This is a genomic window from Pedobacter sp. A2324, assembly GCF_059693705.1.
This window is the reverse complement of record NZ_JCASSK010000002.1, coordinates 591,520-612,161: the sequence shown is the minus strand read 5'-3', so window position 1 is coordinate 612,161 and position 20,642 is coordinate 591,520. Positions and strand designations below refer to the sequence as shown.

Genomic DNA, 20,642 nt, shown 5'->3' with positions numbered 1-20,642 from the left:
TATTAATTTCACATTTGCATGCAACATTAATCAGCTGGTTGCGACTTCCCTATAGAAACATATTGATAGCAGATTGTTAACGACTCAAATTTTGCCGATACCACGCGATATCACCGATCAGGAATTGATTTCCATGTGCATGCAGGGAAAGGATGCGGGCTATACAGGCCTGTATCAAAAATATGCCCGCAGGATTTATAATTCCATCAGTCGACTGATTGTGCATACAGCAGAGGCTGAAGATATTTTGCAGGAAACTTTTTTTAATGCCTTTAGTGATCCGGAACGGTTGAAAGGGGTTTTAAATTTTGAAGCCTGGGTGAAGCGGATGGCAATTAATAAAGCTATCTCCCATCTGCGGAGGAGAAAAATCCAGTTTGCCGATATGGGTGACATGGACCCTCGGGCAGAGGAAGATTATGATATGGGGGAAGATGAGCTTTTTAATTGTAAGGTAGAGGATGTGAAAAAAAGTATTGATGCGTTGGCAACAGGCTACAAAACCATCCTGAACTTATACCTTTTTGAAAAGATGAGTCAGGAGGAAATTGCATGCGTGCTGGGTTTATCGCATGCAACGGTGAGAACACAATATCACCGGGCAAAGAAGAGAATATTGTTGGCATTAAAAGATAAGGCATATTATGAATGATCCATTAAAAGATTTTGTAGAGCGGAACCGGGAGGAATTTGATCAGTTAGATGCCCCTCGGTTTAACCTGGATTTGTTTAAGAAACAAATAGAGGTGCCTGTGCAACAGAAAACGAAACCTGCCTTTTTACAGGTGGGCAAGTGGTTGGCTGCGGCAGCTATATTGTTAGTCGTGGCAGGGAGCTTCCTGATTTTCAGAACTTCATCCACGAAACATTTGAATACGCAGGCATCAGCAACGAAAAAAGCACGGCCGGTACAGGTTGTTCCTGATTTGAAAGAGCCGGTAAAAGCACATGTTGCGGCAGTTGCGCCTGGCCGCAGTGGTGATATAACAGCCTCCAGAAATGTAAATGTGGCGCAGGTTTCCAAACACGTATATGTGGCTGAAAAAGTTGATCAACTGACAGATAGCAGCTCGGCCAGTAACCGTTTAGCCCTGATACTGGAAATTGATAAAAGCGGGTACATCAGTGAACATATGATCAACCGGTTAGCGAAAACATTGGAACGCGATGGAAATAGCAACGTTCGTTTGGCGGCCCTGAATGTGATGGGTAAATACAAAGATGACGCGCATGTTTCAGCATTATTAATAAAATCGCTGAACAGCCAGAACGACCCCCTGGTGCAGCTTGAATTGGTGAGGGTTTTGGGAACAATGAACAATGCAACGGTTGACGACCGGCTTTATGCCCTGGTGAACGACCCTAATACGCTCGATGCGGTAAAAGATGAGGCCTACATGGTTTTAATGAAAGAGAATAAGCAATAATAGAAAATAGAGGATATGAAAAAACAACTACAATTGGTGGTAGCGCTGACACTTTTAAGCTTGTCGGTTTCTGCACAGAAAGAATATAAGCTGGCTAAATCGTCAGGAAAGCTCAATCTTAATTTAAGTGGCGCGACGGTAGAAGGCTATAACGGCGGTGAGATTATTTTTAGCTCGCCTGCTTCGGAAAAGGAGCAGGTTGACGAAAGGGCTAAGGGGCTGAAGGCTGTTAACAGTTCAGGCTTTAAAGACAATACAGGATTGGGTTTAGATGTGACGGTTAAGGGCGAAGATATTAATGTGAACCCGGTAAGTTTAACGGATGACCGCCGTTTCAAGATCAGGGTACCTCAAAATATAAAGGTTGTGTTTACAAATAACAGCTCCATGTATCAGGATAGCCTAACACTTAAAAACCTGAAAAGTGAAATTGAGGTTTCCGTTAATTTCAATGAGGTGAAGTTGGAAAATAATACGGGCCCCGTAAATGTGAAAACTTTGAATGGTTCGGTTGATGCGGTTTTCGCAGGTGAAATTAAGGGGCCTATTTCCATTGTCTCTGTACATGGACATGTGGATGTAGCACTGCCTAAAACGGCGAAAGTTTCTTTAGAGGCAGGTACCAATTACGGTAAAATTTATGCCGCTGAAGGACTGAATATTGCTATTGAAAAAGAAGCTGTTGAAAAGACAGATAAGCCTGCAACAGGGGTTGCATACACCACCAACGGAAGTGTTTTATTTAGTGGGTTGGTTTCGGGCAGCGGAGCAAAAGCCAGCACCAGCACACTTACGACTACCCAGGGCGGAAACAGGGTACTCAGTGCGATAAACATTTCGATGCGCAAGGAATCGGAAAATATAAAGGGGAAGATTAACGGGGGCGGTACAGTTTTGATTTTGAAATCGAACCATGATAGTATTTATATAAGAGAGAAATAAACCAAACAACTGAAAGCCCCGCACATGCGGGGCTTTATTTTTTAAAAGAATAGTCAGGAGCGAGTGAAGCCAGTGTGAAACTGGTGTTTGCTCTCTAACAGGAGATGCAATAACATTTCACTAATTCTGTTATTCACCCATTAGTGTTTCTGTTTTGGTGAGGAAGGTTTCTGTACATTCATTGATATCCATACCCATACGATCTGCAAGTGTTGTAAGCCACCACAGGCATTCACCTAATTTATGCTTCAGTTCTTCTTCAGTATCAGGCTGGGGCCATCGACCTTGTTGCGACATCACTAATCGGCCTACTAATCCTGCATCGGTTAAAAAAGCCAGTGCATCTTCTTCTATTGTCCATTCGCTGCCATGATGTTGCCTTTCCAGTTGATGGTATTTTTTACGAATGGCTGCTGTACGTTTTTTGATCGTTTCGAGGTCGAGATTTTTCATCTGATTTTTTGTTTAGTATAGCTGTTATTAAGCCGCTAATTATTTACTGGAAGATTTGGTGCTTAGCCATTAGTTAAAAAGACTTTTCAGCTGTATCCGCTCTTCATTTGCCAGTGGAATAATTTGTTCGACAAGGGAGATTAGCGTTTCTTCATTATTGAGCTGCTGACTGATCAGGGCCAAGATCATTTTCTCCTGTACTTCATTAAGCCCTTTGAATATCCGTGGCTGAATGCAATACAATTCTTTTACGAAATTTAGGAGCTGTTGTTTTCCCTCTTCTCCTTCCTGGCTTAAGCCGAATGCAGGTAGGCTATTGGTAAGTTCAAGCCTTTTAATTAACTCAACTGCGGCCTCATCCCTGACAAACTCTTTTTGCTTTGAAGCGACAATTTTTTGTAACTCTTTTATAAGTTGTTTGAAGATCGGGCTTTGTGGGTTAGAGCCGAATAGGTTTTCTGATGCGTCGGTATCGCTGAAATTGAAATTGTCGAAATAATCTGATTCAATATAAACGCTATGGTAGAAGTTGATGGCATTGTTGTTAAAGGAAGTAAGCTGTTTGAAAACTTCCTTCTTGCTGTTGTCGAGAAAATAGTAGTAAAACTTATCCCCTATTTTTTCATTCCAGCGTACAAAGGTAATGGTGAAGTTAAATCTGGATGTGGAGGCATCTGCAATTTCCCGATGGAATATTTGATGGTCGGCCAGGCTGTCTTCGTAGCGGATAGGTGTGCCATTGATGCATAGCTGATACTGATGTTTACTGTTGAGCAGCAGAAACCATCCAAATTCATGCTTGAGGTAATTGATAAACGCTTCGCTTGAAAATGAGTAAGCGGTAACGCCAAATAAATTAATCAGCTTGAGTCTGGTTCCCGTTTGCTTTAGCTCGTCAATGGTTCTGTTTTCATCGTAATAATAGTCCTTATTGGAGGCATTGATGCTTACATCGTAGTTATAATAATTTCCTGTTTCTTCATCGATGTAGGTGGTATTCCATACGGCTGATTGGGCAAAAGCAATGAATGAAAAGCGGCCTTTTCCTTTTTTACCTCTTACATATGAAGAACGCTGGTCTTTACCGCGTTTCAATGAATCAAGGAAAGAGCCAAATGTTTGTTGAAGGGAATCGAGATTAATTCCACTGCCATTATCAATAATTTCGATGGAGGGGATGAAGTCGATTTCATTGGTGTCGAAAACAATGTCGATTTTACTGGCCCCGGCATCAAAGCCATTCCAGATTAATTCGGAAATTGCTTCGGTATATTCTCTGGTAATGCCCGAAAACTCTACGCTGTTATTGTTGATGCTGACTTTATTTTCCATAGGGATATTGAATGGAAACAAAAATACTAAAATAGTTAGTATGGGAAAGGGGTTTGGAGTAATTTCAGCTTAGATGTTGGATAATTTTTTAGCTTTGATTAACCATTAAATATCCATAGATTATATGAACAACTTTAATATTATTGGAATAGCTGTTGAAACCACCAACAAAGACAACAAGGCTGCAGCAGATTTAGGTAAGCTTTGGCAGGAGTTCTATGCTCAGGAAATTTTTAATAAGATTCCGAATAAAGTAAGCGAGGACGTTATTGCGGTTTATACGGACTATGAAAGTGATTATACGGGCAAGTATACCGCGATCATTGGTCAGCGTGTGAGTTCGTTAGCGGATATTCCGGAAGGGCTTTTGGGTAGGAAAATCGAAAATGAACATTACAAAAAGTATACCGCCAAAGGGGAAATGCCCGCCGCAGTTGTAACGACCTGGCAGGATATATGGGCCAATGACGGCATGCTGAATAGAAGTTACAAAGCAGATTTTGAGGTGTATGGGGAGAAGTCGCAGTTAGGGCCGGATTCGGAAGTAGAGATTTATATTGGGGTGAAGCCTTAATACCAAATAGCTAATTCTACAGAATACCAACAAGGGAAGTAATACGTACGATGTAAACATATACGTATATTAGATCGTTATGAAAGCAAGGGTTAATTTGACAATTGAAAAGGATATTTTAACTAAAGCGAAGAAATACGCTTCAGAAGTTGGAAGTAGTGTTTCTGAATTGGTTGAAAATTATCTTTTAAATATCTCTAAGACAGCTGATGGGCAATCTTTGGTTGACTATATTGACAATTTAAAGGTTCCTGAAACCGATAACGCGATAGATTTCAAAAAACAATATTTCGAAGATATGGCTCAAAAATATGGCGACTAAGCTTTTTATCAACATCTGATGGCGATACCTTTGCCTGTTTTAGTTTCGAGTATAAAAAATGCAGCTATTACATCCAATTAAACGTTTTATTAAAAAATTTTCAAATAATTTTCAAAATTGTTTGCAATTAAGAAAAATAATCTGCTACTTTACGGTGTACAAAATACACGAAGAGCAATGACTTTTAACACTTCAATTATTACAACGATTATTATTACCACCGGTATAAACCAGCGGGGCTAATTTGTTGTAAATTGAATTAACATAAAAACACAGAAAGCGCCCCGATAGAACTCGGGGCGCTTTTTTTTTACCAAAAACCATAGAAACTGCACAGAACCAAATTAATTAACAAGCAACGTGTAAGCTTCATTAAAACCAAAAACAATGAAAGTACTTAAATTCGGCGGCACATCCGTAGGTTCGGCCGAGAACATTAAAACGCTACTGAGCATAGTAGCCCAGGAAAAATTACAAAGCAATCCGGTAGTTGTATTATCGGCAATGAGTGGCGTAACCAATTTGCTGACGGATATGGCCGAAAAGGCTGAGCGTGGCGAAGATTACGACGCATCTTTAAAAGAAATTGAGGCGAAGCACTTTGCAGTTATTCGCGCTCTTCTACCGGCGGCAGCGCAAAACCCGGTGTTTACCCGGCTTAAAATTTTCTTTAATGAGCTGGAGGACCTATTGCAGGCGGTAACCAATCTGCGTGAACTAAGTCTGCAAACCAAGGATCAGATATTGAGCTATGGCGAACGTTGTTCATCATTCATGATTGCGCACATTGCCTCCCAGCAATTTGCAGAAGCGCTTTATGTAAACGGTTCGGAGCTGATTAAAACGGATAGTAATTTCGGACAGGCAAAGGTTGATACTGAACTAACTGAAATGCTGATTAATGATTTCTATCAGGCGAACAGTACTAAAGTGCTTTTTGTAACGGGTTTTATCGCCAGTAATTTGGCCGGAAGGGTAACCACATTAGGTCGTGGAGGATCTGATTACACTGCTGCGGTGTGGGGTGCAGCCTTGAACGCCGAAGAAATTCAGATCTGGACGGATGTAAACGGGATGATGACTGCGGATCCACGGATAGTGAAAAAAGCGTTCTCTTTACCGGAACTGAGTTATACCGAGGCCATGGAGTTGAGTTATTTTGGTGCAAAGGTGATTTATCCGCCTACCATGATCCCCGCTTTCATGAAAAAAATTCCAATCGTAATCAAGAATACTTTCGAACCTGATTTTACAGGTACTTATATCAAAAGCGATGTTAAAACATCAAGCTTACCCATTAAAGGGATCTCTTCCATCGATCACATCAGTATCATCAACCTAACCGGAAGTGGAATGGTAGGTAAGGCTGGTTTCAGCGGCCGTTTGTTTTCACTCCTTTCGCGTGAGCAGATCAATGTGGTGTTGATTACACAGTCTTCATCTGAACATAGCATCACTTTTGCGGTGAAGCCTACAGATGCAGGACAAGCCATCAGTTTAATCAAAAAGGAATTCGAACTGGAGCTTGATGCCAATAAGCTGGCTTTACCTGAGGTAGAAAATAATCTTGCGGTGCTGGCTATTGTTGGTGAGAACATGAAACGTACACCGGGGATGAGCGGAAGATTATTCAACGCTTTGGGCAGGAATGGTATCAATGTACGGGCAATTGCACAAGGATCTTCGGAGTATAATATCTCAGTGATTATCAGCGCTTCTGATTTATCGAAAGCAGTAAACGCCGTGCACGACGCATTCTTTACTGATTTAAAACGTACGCTGAATATCTTTTGCCTGGGAACCGGAAATATCGGAAAGACCCTATTTAATCAGCTGAAAGAACAAATGCCTTTTCTGGCTGAGAATAATGATTTGCAGGTTAAAGTTGCCGGCATCAGCAATACCCGTAAAATGATTTTCAATACAGATGGTTTATCGCTTGAAGGCTGGGAAGATGAATTAAATGCGAATGGTGAGCAGGCTGATCTTGCTGGCTTCGTAGCGCGCATGAAAGCATTAAACCTGCCAAACTGCGTTTTTGTAGATAACACTGCTGCAGAAGCACCAATTGAATTTTATCAGGGCATTTTTGAAAGCAGTATTTCGGTAGTAACCTGTAATAAAAAAGGTAATTCGGCCGGCTACGCACAATACAAATCGTTTAAAGATACGGCCCGGAAGTTTGGAGTAGATTTTTACTATGAAACTAATGTTGGGGCTGGCTTGCCAATTATCCGTACGTTAAAGGAACTGATGATGAGTGGGGATAAAGTTGCCCGCATCGAGGCCATTCTTTCAGGAACCATCTCTTATATCTTCAATAATTTTAAAGGTGAAGCTGGTTTTTATGAAACGGTAAAAGAGGCACAGGATTTAGGCTATACCGAACCAGATCCCCGTGATGATTTAAATGGAAAAGACTTTATGCGTAAAATGTTGATTCTTGCGCGGGATGCCGGCTATCCGTTGGAGGCTGAAAATGTTAAAATTGATAATATTTTACCCGAAGCCTGTTTGAATGCTTCAACGGTGGATGACTTTTATGCAGAACTAAAAAACAATGCTGCCTATTTTGAGGATTTGAAAAACCGTGCCGCGAGCGAAGGAAAGGTATTGCGCTACATAGGAAAACTGGAAGATGGTGATGTGGAAATCAGCCTGCAAATGGTAGATGACAGTCACCCGTTTTACATGCTTTCGGGAAGTGATAACATCATCTCCTTTACTACAGACAGGTATAAAACACGTCCATTGGTGGTGAAAGGGCCTGGCGCTGGTGCAGAGGTTACTGCTGCCGGTGTTTTTGCAGATATTATAAACGTGGGTTCTTTAAGCTAAGATCAATAAGAGACTAATGATAAAATGGCGGTATCAAATCCTGAATTGATTTTCAGTACTGATATCGCTACCTGATAATCAAAAATGAAAGATAGTATAAAAGTTTTCGCTCCGGCTACAGTTGCCAATGTAGTATGTGGTTTCGATGTCCTCGGATTCGCAGTGAATGAGCCGGGTGATGAAGTAGAAATGCGTTTGACCGATACGCCCGGAGTGGTTATAAAGCGTATCACCGGAGATGATGGTCGTTTACCTTTGGATGCGGCTAAAAATACAGTGAGCGCCAGTGTTCAGCATTACCTGCAACATGTAAACCGCTTAGATGTGGGCGTGGAAATTGAATTGCATAAAAAGATGCCTATTGGCAGTGGGTTAGGTTCAAGCTCGGCCAGTACGGTGGCAGGTTTATTTGCCATTAACAAATTGATGGGAGATTTATTAACCGCAAAAGAACTGGTTCCCTTTGCCATGAAAGGTGAAGAACTGGCTTGTGGTTATGGCCATGCCGATAATGTAGCCCCGGCTATTTTAGGGGGCTTTGTTTTAGTAAGAAGTTACGAACCACTGGATGTAATCTCCTTGCCAACGCCCGCAGGAATGTATGCCGCAATTGTTTATCCGGAGGTGGATGTACCCACAAAAGATGCCCGCCAGATGATACGCAGTAAGGTGTTTTTGAAAGATGCGGTTACGCAGTGGGGAAATGTAGCTGGTTTGGTAAGTGGCTTGTTTATGAATGATTTCGATTTAATCGGGCGCAGTATGAAGGATGTTCTGGTAGAACCTACCCGTTCCATCCTGATTCCGGGTTTTGAGGAGATGAGAGCGATTGCCATGGAAAACGGTGCCATTGGTTTTGGAATTTCAGGCTCGGGTCCATCAGTTTTTGCCTTGACAAAAGATGAAGAAACCGCAAAGAAAATAACCAAAGCACAGCAACAGCACTTACATAAAATCAATATTAACAGCAAAGCATATGTTTCTTCGGTTAATGCCGAAGGGCCAAGAGTGCTGTAAAACAACCATCGAACCATGAAATTATATTCAACCAATAATAAAGATTTACGTGTTTCTTTTAAAGAAGCCGTTTTTAATAGTATGCCACGGGATAAAGGCCTGTACATGCCTGTAGAGATTCCGCAGCTTGATCCGGACTTTATCGAAAATATTCAAAAGTACTCGCTGCCTGAGATTGCCAATCAAGTAGCTTCGGCCCTGTTAAGGGATGAAATTCCGGCAGCAGACCTGAAAGCATTAATTGAAGATGCCATCAACTTTGAAGCGCCCGCAGTAAAGCTGGCGGATAAAACTTTTGTGCTGGAACTTTTCCATGGCCCATCGTTGGCGTTCAAGGATTTTGGAGCCCGTTTTATGAGCCGTGTGATGGCTTATTTTTTAAGGGATGGCGAACAGTTACTGGATGTATTGGTTGCCACATCAGGAGATACGGGTGGTGCAGTAGCGTTGGGCTTTTTAGGGGTGCCGAATACCCGTGTAACTATTCTTTATCCGGAAGGAAAGGTGAGTCCGATACAGGAATTGCAGTTAACTACAAATGGACAAAACATCAGGGCCATTGAAATTAAAGGCACTTTTGACGATTGCCAGGCTTTGGTAAAACAGGCTTTTGCCGATGCTGAACTCAATGCAAGCTTCCGACTGACATCTGCCAACTCGATTAATATTTCCCGCTTAATTCCGCAAACATTTTATTATTTCAATACCTATGCCCAGTTGAAAAGGCAAGGTTTAGATGAGATCATTTTCTCGGTACCGAGCGGAAATTTCGGAAATATTGGTGCTGGACTACTGGCCTATAAACTAGGCTTACCGGTGAAGCAATTTATCGCTGCGACCAATGTAAATGATACTGTTCCGAGATTTTTGGAAACAGGCGTTTACGAAACCAGGCCTTCTACGCAAACCTATTCTAATGCAATGGACGTTGGTGCGCCAAGCAACTGGGTGCGGATCATGGATTTATTTAAAGGTGAAATCGACTTATTGAAAGAAGTGGTTACTTCATATCGTTTCACGGATGAGGAGACGCTGGCAGGGATCAAGGAAATTGATGCAAAGTTTGATTATGTTGCTTGTCCGCATACCGCCATTGCCTATCTGGCCATTGAGCAATTCAGAAAACAAAATCCTGAAGATAGAAGCGCAGCTGTATTTTTATCTACCGCCCACGCTTGTAAATTCCCGGATATTTTTCCTGAAGACATTGCCGCTAAAATTGAAATTCCGGAACAGGTGACTGCTTTGGTTGGAAAACCAAAACAAGCTGATCAACTGGGCGTTGATTTTGAAGGTTTCAAAGCTTATTTGCTTGCTAACGCGTAAACAGATCGCTTAACGCATACTGGAGATTTGGAATTCAGCTGCCCAAATCTCCATTTTACGTCGATGTAAGTCGCTGTTTTATAAATACTAAAAGCCTAATTAAGAAAAATTCTAAATAAGGGAATAATCTCTTATCTTTGCGGAAATGAAAGCCGGGCTTTGGGACAAAATTCGTGGAGGAGATTCAGGTGCAATGCGAATGCTATATCAGGATTGTTATCAGGATTTGTATGCTTATGGATTTAGAATTTTGCCCGATAGACAGGTTGTCCAAGATACGCTTCATGAGCTTTTCGCCGGTATCTGGTTAAAAAGGGATACACTTGGACAGGTTGAATTCGTGGACAGCTACCTAAAGACGAGTCTTCGCAATAACCTGATCAGGGAGTCGAACAAGTCAAAGAAATTCAGCAGTATAGAAGATATTCCTTCACTCCTCACCATTAACGAACATTCTTACGAACAATTGCTCATCGAATCGCAGTTTATAGCTGAACGGAAGGACAAAATATCGCATGCGATAGATGCTTTAACGCCCACACAAAGGGAAATTGTAAGGTTGAAGTTTTTCGACGGGATGGAATATGATGCCATTGCGAGGCAACTTGAGCTTAAATCCCGTACGGTTTACAACCATGTTTATGCGGCCATTTGTACGCTAAGAGAAAAGCTACTGCAGAAGCACTAAGAATTTACCACCTAAGATAGGTAAGAGCATGTTGGTTTTTATATTGATTTCGCTGGTTATTACCACCTAAGACAGGTAAGAGCACCTCAGTTTAATATTGATTTCGCCATTTATTACCATCTAAGACACTTGAGAACACGTTAGTTATTTGATCAGTTGCGCACTTGATTACCCACCTAAGACATGCAATAATACTTCAGTTTTTAAACATTAATAAAAAAAGTAAAAAAAATCTGGTAAAAACAGGAGGTTGCTTACTCTATAGCTTAAACCGAACAAAACATCTTTTACCTTTTTACTTTTTGCCGTGGATTACACTTTGTTTCATGCTGAAGATTTTGCAGCAGATGAATCTTTTAATGCTTATTACCTGAAAACAGATGCTGCTGCGGTAGCATTCTGGGAAAGCTGGATTAGCCTACATCCTGAAAAAATGGATGAGGTGTATAATGCGGAACAAATTCTCGCCACATTGTACCTCCGGTTGGAAGATGAAGATTTGCAGATGGCTTTTGCTAAGTTCGATGATTTTCTGCAAGCTGATGCCGCCGATACAATGCCTTACGCACCGGATAAACCCTCGTTGTTGAATACCCGCGTGATGACGTCAGTTGGCGCCCTTGCCGTACTTTTAATCGTGGGTTTTTTCTTCATTAGGTTTAACATGGCAGAAAAATCTTTAAGTTATGTTACTTATCACAATGGTTACGGCAAAATCACTAAACTTAGCTTAAGCGATGGGACAACGGTTACATTGAATGCAAATAGTTCGCTAAAATACCCCAAATCTTTTGCTGCAAAGAAACGTGAAGTGATGCTTGAAGGGGAAGCATTCTTTGAGGTTACTAAAGATCAGGCACGACCCTTTTGTGTGAATGCCAAAGGCACGAGGACAACTGTTTTGGGTACGAAATTCAATATTTCAGCTTATCCGGCAGATAAAAATACTGTGATTGCATTGGTCGAAGGAAAGGTACTGGCAGAGGCTAACAGAGGGAAAGAGAAACTCCTGCTTAAGCCTTCGGAAATGGCCACGTTTAATGGTACTTCCAGACATCTGGTTAAAAGCAGCGTTGATATAGCAGCCATTACAGGATGGAAATCAGGATTGCTAATTTTCAAAGAAGCAGGATTCGAAGAAATTGCTGCCCGGTTTTATAATGTTTATGGCATTCAGCTAGTTGACCATACCAAAAATACCAGATGGAGTTTTTCCGCTCAGTTTGATAAGGCCGACTACATCACCGTGATCAAAAGCATATGCTTTTCTAAACATTTAAAATTCAAACAAACCCAGAACACCATCATATTAACCCGATAAAATGAAGAAAACTTACTCCCGTTATTTATTCAGACTATTATTGCTCTTCTCTCTCACACTTTCCATTACGAGTTATGCCCAGGTAAAAGCGCCTGAAAAAACTGCTGTTTCGATAAATGTTGTCAATAGGCCATTGGCCGAAGTATTAACAATCATCGAAAAACAAAGTGGTTACAAGTTTAACTATGATCAAACCGAGGTGAATATCAATCAAACGGTGAGCATTAAACAAAAATCAACCTTGAAACAAACGCTTGATGGTTTGGCCGGGCAATTGGGTTTGGCTTTTAATATCAATGGGAACTATATTTCTATAAGGAAAGGCCCGAAAGCTAGTCCCGTGCAGACCAGATCGATAAGCGGCCTGGTTACTGATGCAAAGACCGGGGGACCAATGCCGGGAGTTAATGTGTTTATTAAAGGTACCAGACAAGGTGCAGTAACTGATGCCAATGGTAAGTTTGTATATAAGCTAAGCGGAAACAGTATTGATAACCTGATCCTTACTTTCAATTTCGTTGGTATGAAAACCCAGGAAGTTAAAGTGACTAACGAAAATTACTTTAATGTAAAGTTGGATGATGATGCCCTGGGAATGGATGAAGTGGTAGTAACCGGATCATATACGAGTGATAAGAGACGTGAGGAAGTGGTGGGAAGTATTTCGCAGGTAACTGCAGAGCGGTTGCAAACGGACCGGCCTATCGAAAGCTTCGACAAGATGCTTGAGGGTTTGGTTGCGGGTGTACAGGTGGAGACAACGACAACTTTGAATACTCCGGTAAGAATTAATATCAGGGGAATGGGTTCCTTGCCGACTATTGGCGCCTCCAGGACAACTTCTTCTCAGCCGCTATTTGTAATTGATGGAATTCCTTTGTACGAACAACAGCGGGCTAATGAAAGCAGTACATTTAATAATGAAGATTATTTAAATCCCCTATCAAATATTAATCCGGATGATATCAAAAGTATTTCGGTATTAAAGGATGCTACAGCTTCGGCTCTTTATGGTGCCAATGCCTCAAATGGCGTGATTATCATTACGACTAAAAGAGGCGAAGCTGGCAAGACTTCCGTTAATTTGGGGTATGACACAGGGGTTGCAACCTTTATGAATGAATATAAGTGGTTAAGTGGTCCTCAATATTATAGCTTACTTCGAGAGTCATATATGAATGCGGGAACTTCCGCAACACAGGCGTCGCAACTGGCGGGAAGCAAAACAACTGACACAGACTGGCTGGATTTAACCACCAGAAATGCTGTTTATCGGAACGCAGCACTTGATATTTCTGGAGGTAGTGACAACACTACTTTTAGGTTTTCAGGAGGTTACCGTGATCAGCAATCCAGTAATTTAAATAATGATCTTCAAAAAATATACCTCCGCTTAACACTCGATCATAAATTCAGCGATAAATTTAAGGTTGGTTTCAATATGAGTCCGACCGTTACCAACAGTAACACCTTGTCGAGCTATGAAGCGGTAAGTCTTCCGCCTAACTTAGCGCCGTATACTAATGGTACTTATACCGATTTTCTAGGTGTACCTAACCCATTAGCAGTTTATGATCAAAATGAAAACAGCAATAAAGGTGTAACTTTTAATACAAGTGTAAATGCAAGTTATAAGCTTACTAATGAGATTACATTTTCAGGTACCTTAGGTGCAGAGTCATACCAGAATACACAAAGACAATATTTTTCTGGCCTCAACGCTACAGGCAGAACTTCAAACGGAATTCTTAGAATTTTTGATCGTAAGTATCTAGGTTATGTGGGGTTTGTGCAGGCTACGTATGATAAGACCATTAAAACCCATACGTTTAATTTTTTGGTAGGAACACAAGTTGAGGACAAAGAAACTGATCTGTTAAGAGGTAATGGTATAGGATTCAGTTTCGATAGATTGAGGGTGTTAAGTGCTGCTTCTGCGCAAGGCTCAAGTTCATCTAACACCGAAAGCGCTACCATTTCCTACTACTCTCAATTGGGCTATGATCTTGGAAAGAAATACTACCTAAATTTGAATGCGCGTATTGATAAGTCATCTATATTTGGTGGCGATAAACAAGTAGCATTTAATGGATCGGTAGGAGCGGCATGGATTATTTCAAAGGAAGATTTTCTTAAAGACAATAAGATGTTAAGCTTCTTAAAAGCCAGAGCCACTTTTGGTTCAACGGGAAACTCGCGTATTGGCAACTATTCTGCAAAAGGACTATATGATTTCGGTACTTCAAGTGGTAATACTTACAACGGAAATATAGCTTCGTCGCCTGACGGAAGTGCTGCACCAAATCCCGATTTAGGCTGGGAGAAAAATTACAAACTCAACTTTGCTATAGATTTAACTTTATTTAATAAAGTTCAGATTACCGCTGAATACTACAACAACAAAATCACGGATCTCATATCGTCAGTTAACGTCCCGTTAGAAACAGGCTTTTCCACAATTTCTGCAAATACAGGTACAACAAGAAATAGAGGTTTTGAATTGACCTTAGGCTCGCAGATCATCGAAAATAAAGATTTTGGATGGAATATGTCATTTAACCTTGGAGCAAATAAAAACAAGCTGATTGCCTTTAATAATGGTTACTTATCGCTATATGGAGCTAGTGATACAGGTTATGGTTTAAGAGTGGGTAATAGTACAAATGCTATTTACGGGTATAGATGGGCTGGCGTAAACCCACAAACAGGGAGGGAAGAATTTTATGATAATAATGGACAAATTAGAAGTGCTTCAGAAATTAATACATTGAACATTGCCAATGCTTCAGTGTTAGGTGATCGTTTACCGGATTTTCAGGGGGGACTAATTAATAACTTTACATACAAGAATTTTAACTTATCATTCAATATCATATACAGCTATGGAGCTGATATGCTGTTCAGTTATCTAAATGAAGGAGATGGACGAAATTTACAGAACCGCAACCAAAGTGTAAATCTTATAGATAGGTGGCAAAAACCTGGTGACATCACTGATATTCCACAATTACTAATTATTAGGTCGATTGTGGCTAATTCGTCACGTTATGTATATGAAATAAGTTATCTTAAGCTATCCAATGTTTCCCTTGGCTACAAATTTGGAGATAGGCTTACTCATAAATTGAGGTTGAAAAATCTGTCTGTTTTTGCTAACGGTAACAACCTATTCTATGTATATAAAAATCCAGGTACCAAAGGAAGGAACGGTGTTGCTGAGCGAAGATTTGTTTACCCTGAAACGAGGGCTTTTGTCGCAGGAATTAAAGTTGGCTTATAATTATAACAATCATGAAAAAAATATTAATTAACATATTAACTATTGTTTCCATTGTATCTGTTTCGTGTGAGAAAATACTGGACAAAGAGCCAACGGATCAATTATCAATAGAGGATGTATTCAAAGATGTTTCTGGTGCAAAGACTGCTTTGGCAGGGGCTTATCGAGGTTTATTAAGTACAAATCACTATCAAAGAAATACAATGGTGTATACGGACCTAATGGGTGGAAATATCAAATACAGCAAAAGCACAAACAATAGTTTAGAAGATATTTACAATTTTACTCAGGTATCTACCGAGTCGTCGCTTAATGCTACTTATTCAACATTGTACTCTGAGTTAAACAATATCAATAATATCATTTATTACACTGCAAACTCATTTGGATCTGATTTAGATAAAGCTAAGATTATTGCAGAAGCAAAATCCCTGCGGGCACTTATTCATTTTGATCTTGTAAGAATGTTTGCTCAGCCTTTCGGCTATTCAACCAACGGATCTCACTTAGGTATAGCAATTAACTTAAAACCACAGCTGTTTAGTGACGCCCAACCTGTAAGATCGACTGTAGCGCAAACCTATCAGGCAATTATCACTGATTTGACAGCGGCCATTAATACCTTCGATGACGCCAACGTAGGTATTTTAAACAGTGGCTATAAACAAAACTATTTCACAAAAGCCTCCGCACAAGCGTTGCTAGCTAAAGTTTACCTGAATGCCAACCAATGGGATAATGCGTATAACATGGCTGATGTAGTGATTAAAAATGGTTTGTATACTTTAATGCCGAATTCAGCATATGTAGCTAGTTGGACTGGTGTCATTCCTTCGGTCGAATCAATATTGGAGATCCCAAACGCCACTACCGACACAGGAAACTCATTAGGTACATACTATGATATCACAAACACAACTTACCGTCAATATGCCGCAACTACGGATTTGACGGGTTTGTATTCCGCAACCGATATCCGCAGAAGTACAAGCATGTTCAATAGCATTGCGATAAGTGGCGTAAACTATTTATTTACCAAAAAGTATGCTACTGGAGGGGTAAACGCAACACCCGTCAAAATCATTCGTCTATCAGAATTATACTTAATTCGCGCTGAGTCAGCAATTGAGAAAGCAACACCAGACTTTACACAAGCAAACTCGGATTTAAATGTTATTCGGAAACGTGGTGATGCCAGTGCCTCAACCCTGAACCTGACAGCAAAAAATGATTTGACAGATGCAGTTCTGTTAGAAAGACGTAAAGAACTGTGTTTTGAAGGCAACCTGCTTTTCGACTTACTAAGGAAGAAAAAGGATGTAAACCGCAATGATGTAACTGCAACAATTAAAAGCCTTCAGGCCAACGATCCAAAATTAATTATGCCCCTACCGGCGACTACCGTAAATGCTAACAGTAGCATGATCCAAAACACAGGTTATTAATCTTTAAGATATCAAAATATGAAAGCTATATTTTCCATACTTCTTTTAGCACTGATTATTTTCACAGGCTGTAAAAAAGACCAGCCAGCTGATAAGTTAGATTTATATCCTGATCAACCTGTGGCAACGGCTAACTCTTCAACAATAGCCGTGTTCCACCAATCAACAGCATTTTACCAGATGTTCGTTTATCGTTTAGAACCTACAACAAATACATGGGGGTCAAGAATTGCGAGTCATTTTTCCACAGTCTCAGTGTCAGATCCGAGTTTTCTTGGTTTCACAAATGCTGGTGTAGCAGATAGTGGAACGGCCATGTTCGATATGGTTCGGCTGTACAGTACCTATACGGGAACAACAAATATCAAGACTGTTAAAATTAATGTCGATCAGGTTTTGCAATTCTTCCCGGACTATTCGGGTGCCAAAACGGGTATCGTAAAAGTAAAAACCCAGGACGTTACCTTAACGAAATCTGATGCGACAACTTTTAAAATTGGCATGAGTGGTACTGGTACATATGATGAGAATACCAAAGTAATGGATTTGACTATCACTTTTAATGAAGCAGCTATCGGGGGAACGACCAGGACCTTTCAGTATAAGTTGAGCCCTACAGCCTTATCACTTTAGAATGAAACGACTTTTATTTATCGCTGTAATACTTACTTTCTTTGTAAGCACTACAGCTTTCTTGCAGGATGAGGAGTTTAGTATTGCGCAGCTACGCGAGCTGTACAGCGGTGATCAATCGCATTGGCCTAAACCCGATCTGGATGAGGAAGCGAAAGCAGGATTCAGAGATATTGGCTATCTGGGGCGCCCGGTTTATCCCGCATCCAATCCTTATTCCGCAGAGAAGGAAAAATTAGGAAAGCTGTTATTTTTCGATCCGCGTATGTCGGTATCTAAACAAATTGCCTGTGCTTCCTGTCACGATCCGGAACTGGGCTGGGGGGATGGCAAAAGGGTAGCCTACGGGCACGACCGCCAGAACGGTAAGCGGAATGCGATGACCATTTTGAACACCGCCTTTTACAATGAGCTTTTCTGGGATGGCCGAGCAACAAGCCTGGAACACCAGTCTGGCTTCCCGGTGAAAGATCATGTGGAAATGAATACCGATTTAACCATCATGGTTAAAAACATAAAGGCAATAAAAGGATATAAGGATTTTTTTAATAAGGCTTTTGGTTCAAATGAGATTACCCTGGAAAAGATTCAGCAGGCGATTGCCACCTTCGAAAGGGGTATTGTAAGTACGAACAGCAGGTTCGATGCCTTTGTACGTGGCAATAAAGCAGCGCTTAAGGATGATGAAGTTAGGGGTTTGCACTTGTTCCGTACGAAGGCGCGGTGTATCAACTGCCATAATACGCCCTTATTTAGCGATAATAAATTCCACAATGACGGGCAGACACTACTGGGGTCAAAGTTTGAAGATTTGGGAAAATATAATGTGACCAAAAACCTTAAAGATGTGGGCGCATTCAGAACACCTTCTTTAAGAGAAACAAACATTACCGGTCCGTGGATGCATCACGGAAACTTTCCTTCCTTAAGAGATGTGATCGAATTTTATAATCTGGGCAATCCTGTTGCCTTGCAAAAGGCATTGCAGTCGAAGATTCCGGATTCGCTGAGAACGCCAAAGTCGGCAATATTAAGAAAGCTAAATTTAACGCAACCGGAACAACAACAACTGGAAGCATTTTTGAAGTCGGTTAGTACTCAGGTGAACAAAATTAATCCCCCCGTTCTTCCCGACTAGGTAATGCTATAATCCGATGAATACCAATACTAAACTGGTGTTCATCGGATAAATTGAGCTGATTTTATTTAGCGTTTTGAGATTTTAATGAACTCAATTCGCGTTTCAACTCCTCAATCTGTGCCTGTTGTTCTTTGATGCTGGCCACCAGTAATGGAAGAAGGCGCTCATAATCAACTTTGGTAAGGGTTGCCGCATTGAAAGCATTTTTACCCGCAGGATATTGCTTAGCTTCCACTGCAACTACAGATGGTACAGCTGTTTTGGCATCGGCACCCACAAAACCATATTGAGAGGTTGAAGGCAGTTTCAGCTTTTCAACCCAGGTTTTATCATAATTAAAGCTAACGGGTTCGAGTTTGGTAACCATTGCTAAAGCATTGTTAACCGGTTGAACATTGGTTTGTGCTACTTCCTGGGCTTTGACCTGGAAAGATACAGCCGCTAAAAATGCAGCGAAAGAAAATGAAATTGCTCGTTTCATATAATTAGGTATTAAAGTTTATAATAAAATACGTCCCCGCATGTGATGCAGGGCAAAAGGGATGGGTAATAAATTTTAAATGGCTGGCGGAGGAGTGAGTACCTCAGGAAAATAAGCCAATTGAAAAAAATGATCAGGGATGATTATTTTTTGTTGAATGCATGGATAATGCTCAGCTAAGCTTACCAGAAAGAATTGATCGGTAAAATATTCCGGTTCGATTTTCTTCTCTTCCTTTTCGGTAGAATCTTCCTTCATTGAAGCAAGCTCTACAGTGGGATTAGTCAGTTTCAAATAGCTCATTACATTGCACACCTTTAGAAACAAGGTTAATGCAATGCACATTATGACTAAATATTTGAAACAAATCCATCTCATTCCTACAAATATAAGTTGTACAGATTAAAAACAGATAAGGATTTATAGATGTTTTAAGAAAAGCTTAAAATATGGCCCTTGCGATTTGTTTGGTTTGTTCAGGTTTCCCCATCGTATAAAAATGCAGTACCGGAACCCCAAAGTCCATCAACTCTTTACATTGCTTAATCATTGCTGCAGTACCAATTTCTTTTGCCTCAGCATTGTTTTTAGCATGAGATAAGGCATCGGTAAGCTCTTCAGGCAAATCGATATGGAAAATTTTCGGTAACACATTTAACTGTGTTAAGGTGCTTATGGGTTTTAATCCGGGGATAATAGGCACATTAATATCATTCTCCCGACATTTTTTTACGAAGTCAAAATACTTCTGATTATCGAAAAACATTTGGGTTACGATGAATTCAGCGCCCATGTCTACTTTTTTCTTGAGGTATTTGAAATCGGTGTTTAGATTTGGGGCTTCAAAATGTTTTTCCGGGTATCCGGCTACCCCGATGCAGAAATCGCTTTTGAAAGTTTCAATATCCTCGTGTAAGAATTTTCCTTCATTGTGGTTCTTAATGTGCTCAATAAGATCTGTGGCATAGCAGTGACCACCTTTTGTGGGAATAAATGAGCTGTCTGCAGAACGCGCATCACCACGTAATGCCAAAACATTATCGATACCCAGAAACTGTAAATCGATTAAGGCATTTTCAGTTTCCTCTTTAGTAAAGCCTCCGCAAATTAAATGCGGAACAGCATCTATTTTATATTTGTGGATGATTGCAGCACAGATGGCAATTGTTCCCGGACGCTTACGGTAGGAAACCTTTTGTAATAAACCGTTTTCCTGCTCTTTATAAATATAATCTTCCCGAAGGGAGGTTACATCTATGAATGGAGGATTGAACTCCAATAATGGGTCAATTGCATCGTATATCCACTGGATGCTTTGGCCTTTTATCGGTGGTAAGAGTTCAAAAGAGAATAACGTTTTACCGTTTGCGTTTTTAATGTGGTCTATTATTTTCATAACCCAAAAGGGGCTTTTAGTTTGGT

General features: G+C 40.6%; 19 protein-coding genes. 14 read left to right on the top strand and 5 right to left on the bottom strand.

Features of this window, described 5'->3' with window-relative positions; genetic code table 11:
* Window positions 1-73: 73 nt before the first annotated feature.
* The 3 genes from AC570I_RS07745 to AC570I_RS07735 are packed head-to-tail and all read left to right on the top strand — an operon-like array spanning window position 74 to window position 2,369.
* Complete coding sequence (locus tag AC570I_RS07745) at window positions 74-652, top strand: RNA polymerase sigma factor (RefSeq protein ID WP_497405014.1); 579 nt, start codon at window positions 74-76, stop codon at window positions 650-652.
* Window positions 645-1,427 (top strand): HEAT repeat domain-containing protein, encoded by a 783-nt coding sequence (locus AC570I_RS07740; RefSeq protein WP_497405013.1) that lies wholly within the window; start codon window positions 645-647, stop codon window positions 1,425-1,427. Before AC570I_RS07745 ends, AC570I_RS07740 begins: the two co-directional genes overlap by 8 nt.
* Window positions 1,428-1,442: 15 nt before the next feature.
* Window positions 1,443-2,369, top strand: a complete 927-nt coding sequence (locus tag AC570I_RS07735) for a hypothetical protein (protein WP_497405012.1) — start codon at window positions 1,443-1,445, stop codon at window positions 2,367-2,369.
* 129 nt (window positions 2,370-2,498) lie between these two features.
* On the opposite strand, the gene AC570I_RS07730 is transcribed toward AC570I_RS07735, so the two are convergent.
* Both AC570I_RS07730 and AC570I_RS07725 read right to left on the bottom strand, forming a co-directional pair.
* A complete protein-coding gene (locus AC570I_RS07730; RefSeq protein WP_047799872.1) occupies window positions 2,499-2,822 on the bottom strand; it encodes a MazG-like protein in 324 nt (107 codons plus the stop codon).
* A gap of 69 nt (window positions 2,823-2,891) precedes the next feature.
* A complete protein-coding gene (locus AC570I_RS07725; protein ID WP_497405011.1) occupies window positions 2,892-4,154 on the bottom strand; it encodes an ATP-binding protein in 1,263 nt (420 codons plus the stop codon).
* Between the two features lie 109 nt (window positions 4,155-4,263).
* Here AC570I_RS07725 and AC570I_RS07720 point away from each other — a divergent pair, with 109 nt between their 5' ends.
* The 11 genes from AC570I_RS07720 to AC570I_RS07670 all read left to right on the top strand — a co-directional run bounded on the left by AC570I_RS07720 (window position 4,264) and on the right by AC570I_RS07670 (window position 18,736).
* Window positions 4,264-4,728: a GyrI-like domain-containing protein gene (locus AC570I_RS07720; protein ID WP_497405242.1), complete on the top strand. Its 465-nt coding sequence runs from the start codon at window positions 4,264-4,266 to the stop codon at window positions 4,726-4,728.
* A 79-nt stretch (window positions 4,729-4,807) separates the two neighbouring features.
* Window positions 4,808-5,050: a DUF6364 family protein gene (locus AC570I_RS07715; RefSeq protein WP_497405010.1), complete on the top strand. Its 243-nt coding sequence runs from the start codon at window positions 4,808-4,810 to the stop codon at window positions 5,048-5,050.
* A gap of 387 nt (window positions 5,051-5,437) precedes the next feature.
* Complete coding sequence (gene thrA, locus AC570I_RS07710) at window positions 5,438-7,888, top strand: bifunctional aspartate kinase/homoserine dehydrogenase I (RefSeq protein ID WP_497405009.1); 2,451 nt, start codon at window positions 5,438-5,440, stop codon at window positions 7,886-7,888.
* Window positions 7,889-7,972: 84 nt separating this feature from the next.
* Window positions 7,973-8,905 carry a homoserine kinase gene (locus tag AC570I_RS07705; protein WP_047799878.1) on the top strand — a complete coding sequence of 311 codons (933 nt, stop codon included), beginning with the start codon at window positions 7,973-7,975 and terminating at the stop codon, window positions 8,903-8,905.
* 15 nt (window positions 8,906-8,920) lie between these two features.
* Window positions 8,921-10,231: a threonine synthase gene (thrC, locus tag AC570I_RS07700; protein WP_497405008.1), complete on the top strand. Its 1,311-nt coding sequence runs from the start codon at window positions 8,921-8,923 to the stop codon at window positions 10,229-10,231.
* A 145-nt stretch (window positions 10,232-10,376) separates the two neighbouring features.
* Window positions 10,377-10,919, top strand: coding sequence for an RNA polymerase sigma factor (locus tag AC570I_RS07695; RefSeq protein WP_497405007.1), 543 nt, complete (start codon window positions 10,377-10,379; stop codon window positions 10,917-10,919).
* A gap of 307 nt (window positions 10,920-11,226) precedes the next feature.
* Window positions 11,227-12,240: a FecR family protein gene (locus AC570I_RS07690; protein ID WP_497405006.1), complete on the top strand. Its 1,014-nt coding sequence runs from the start codon at window positions 11,227-11,229 to the stop codon at window positions 12,238-12,240.
* A 1-nt stretch (window position 12,241) separates the two neighbouring features.
* Window positions 12,242-15,520: a SusC/RagA family TonB-linked outer membrane protein gene (locus AC570I_RS07685; protein WP_497405005.1), complete on the top strand. Its 3,279-nt coding sequence runs from the start codon at window positions 12,242-12,244 to the stop codon at window positions 15,518-15,520.
* Between the two features lie 11 nt (window positions 15,521-15,531).
* Window positions 15,532-16,965: a RagB/SusD family nutrient uptake outer membrane protein gene (locus AC570I_RS07680; RefSeq protein WP_497405004.1), complete on the top strand. Its 1,434-nt coding sequence runs from the start codon at window positions 15,532-15,534 to the stop codon at window positions 16,963-16,965.
* 18 nt (window positions 16,966-16,983) lie between these two features.
* Window positions 16,984-17,598, top strand: a complete 615-nt coding sequence (locus AC570I_RS07675) for a hypothetical protein (protein ID WP_497405003.1) — start codon at window positions 16,984-16,986, stop codon at window positions 17,596-17,598.
* Between the two features lies 1 nt (window position 17,599).
* A complete protein-coding gene (locus AC570I_RS07670; RefSeq protein ID WP_497405002.1) occupies window positions 17,600-18,736 on the top strand; it encodes a cytochrome-c peroxidase in 1,137 nt (378 codons plus the stop codon).
* Between the two features lie 64 nt (window positions 18,737-18,800).
* Here the strand turns inward: AC570I_RS07670 and AC570I_RS07665 are convergent, their stop codons facing one another.
* From AC570I_RS07665 to metF, 3 genes are all read right to left on the bottom strand, one after another.
* Window positions 18,801-19,220, bottom strand: coding sequence for a tail fiber domain-containing protein (locus tag AC570I_RS07665; protein ID WP_047799885.1), 420 nt, complete (start codon window positions 19,218-19,220; stop codon window positions 18,801-18,803).
* Between the two features lie 75 nt (window positions 19,221-19,295).
* On the bottom strand, window positions 19,296-19,523 hold the full coding sequence (locus AC570I_RS07660) for a hypothetical protein (RefSeq protein ID WP_497405001.1): 228 nt from the start codon (window positions 19,521-19,523) through the stop codon (window positions 19,296-19,298).
* Window positions 19,524-19,662: 139 nt separating this feature from the next.
* Window positions 19,663-20,616 carry a methylenetetrahydrofolate reductase [NAD(P)H] gene (gene metF, locus AC570I_RS07655; protein WP_047799887.1) on the bottom strand — a complete coding sequence of 318 codons (954 nt, stop codon included), beginning with the start codon at window positions 20,614-20,616 and terminating at the stop codon, window positions 19,663-19,665.
* Window positions 20,617-20,642: the final 26 nt, after the last annotated feature.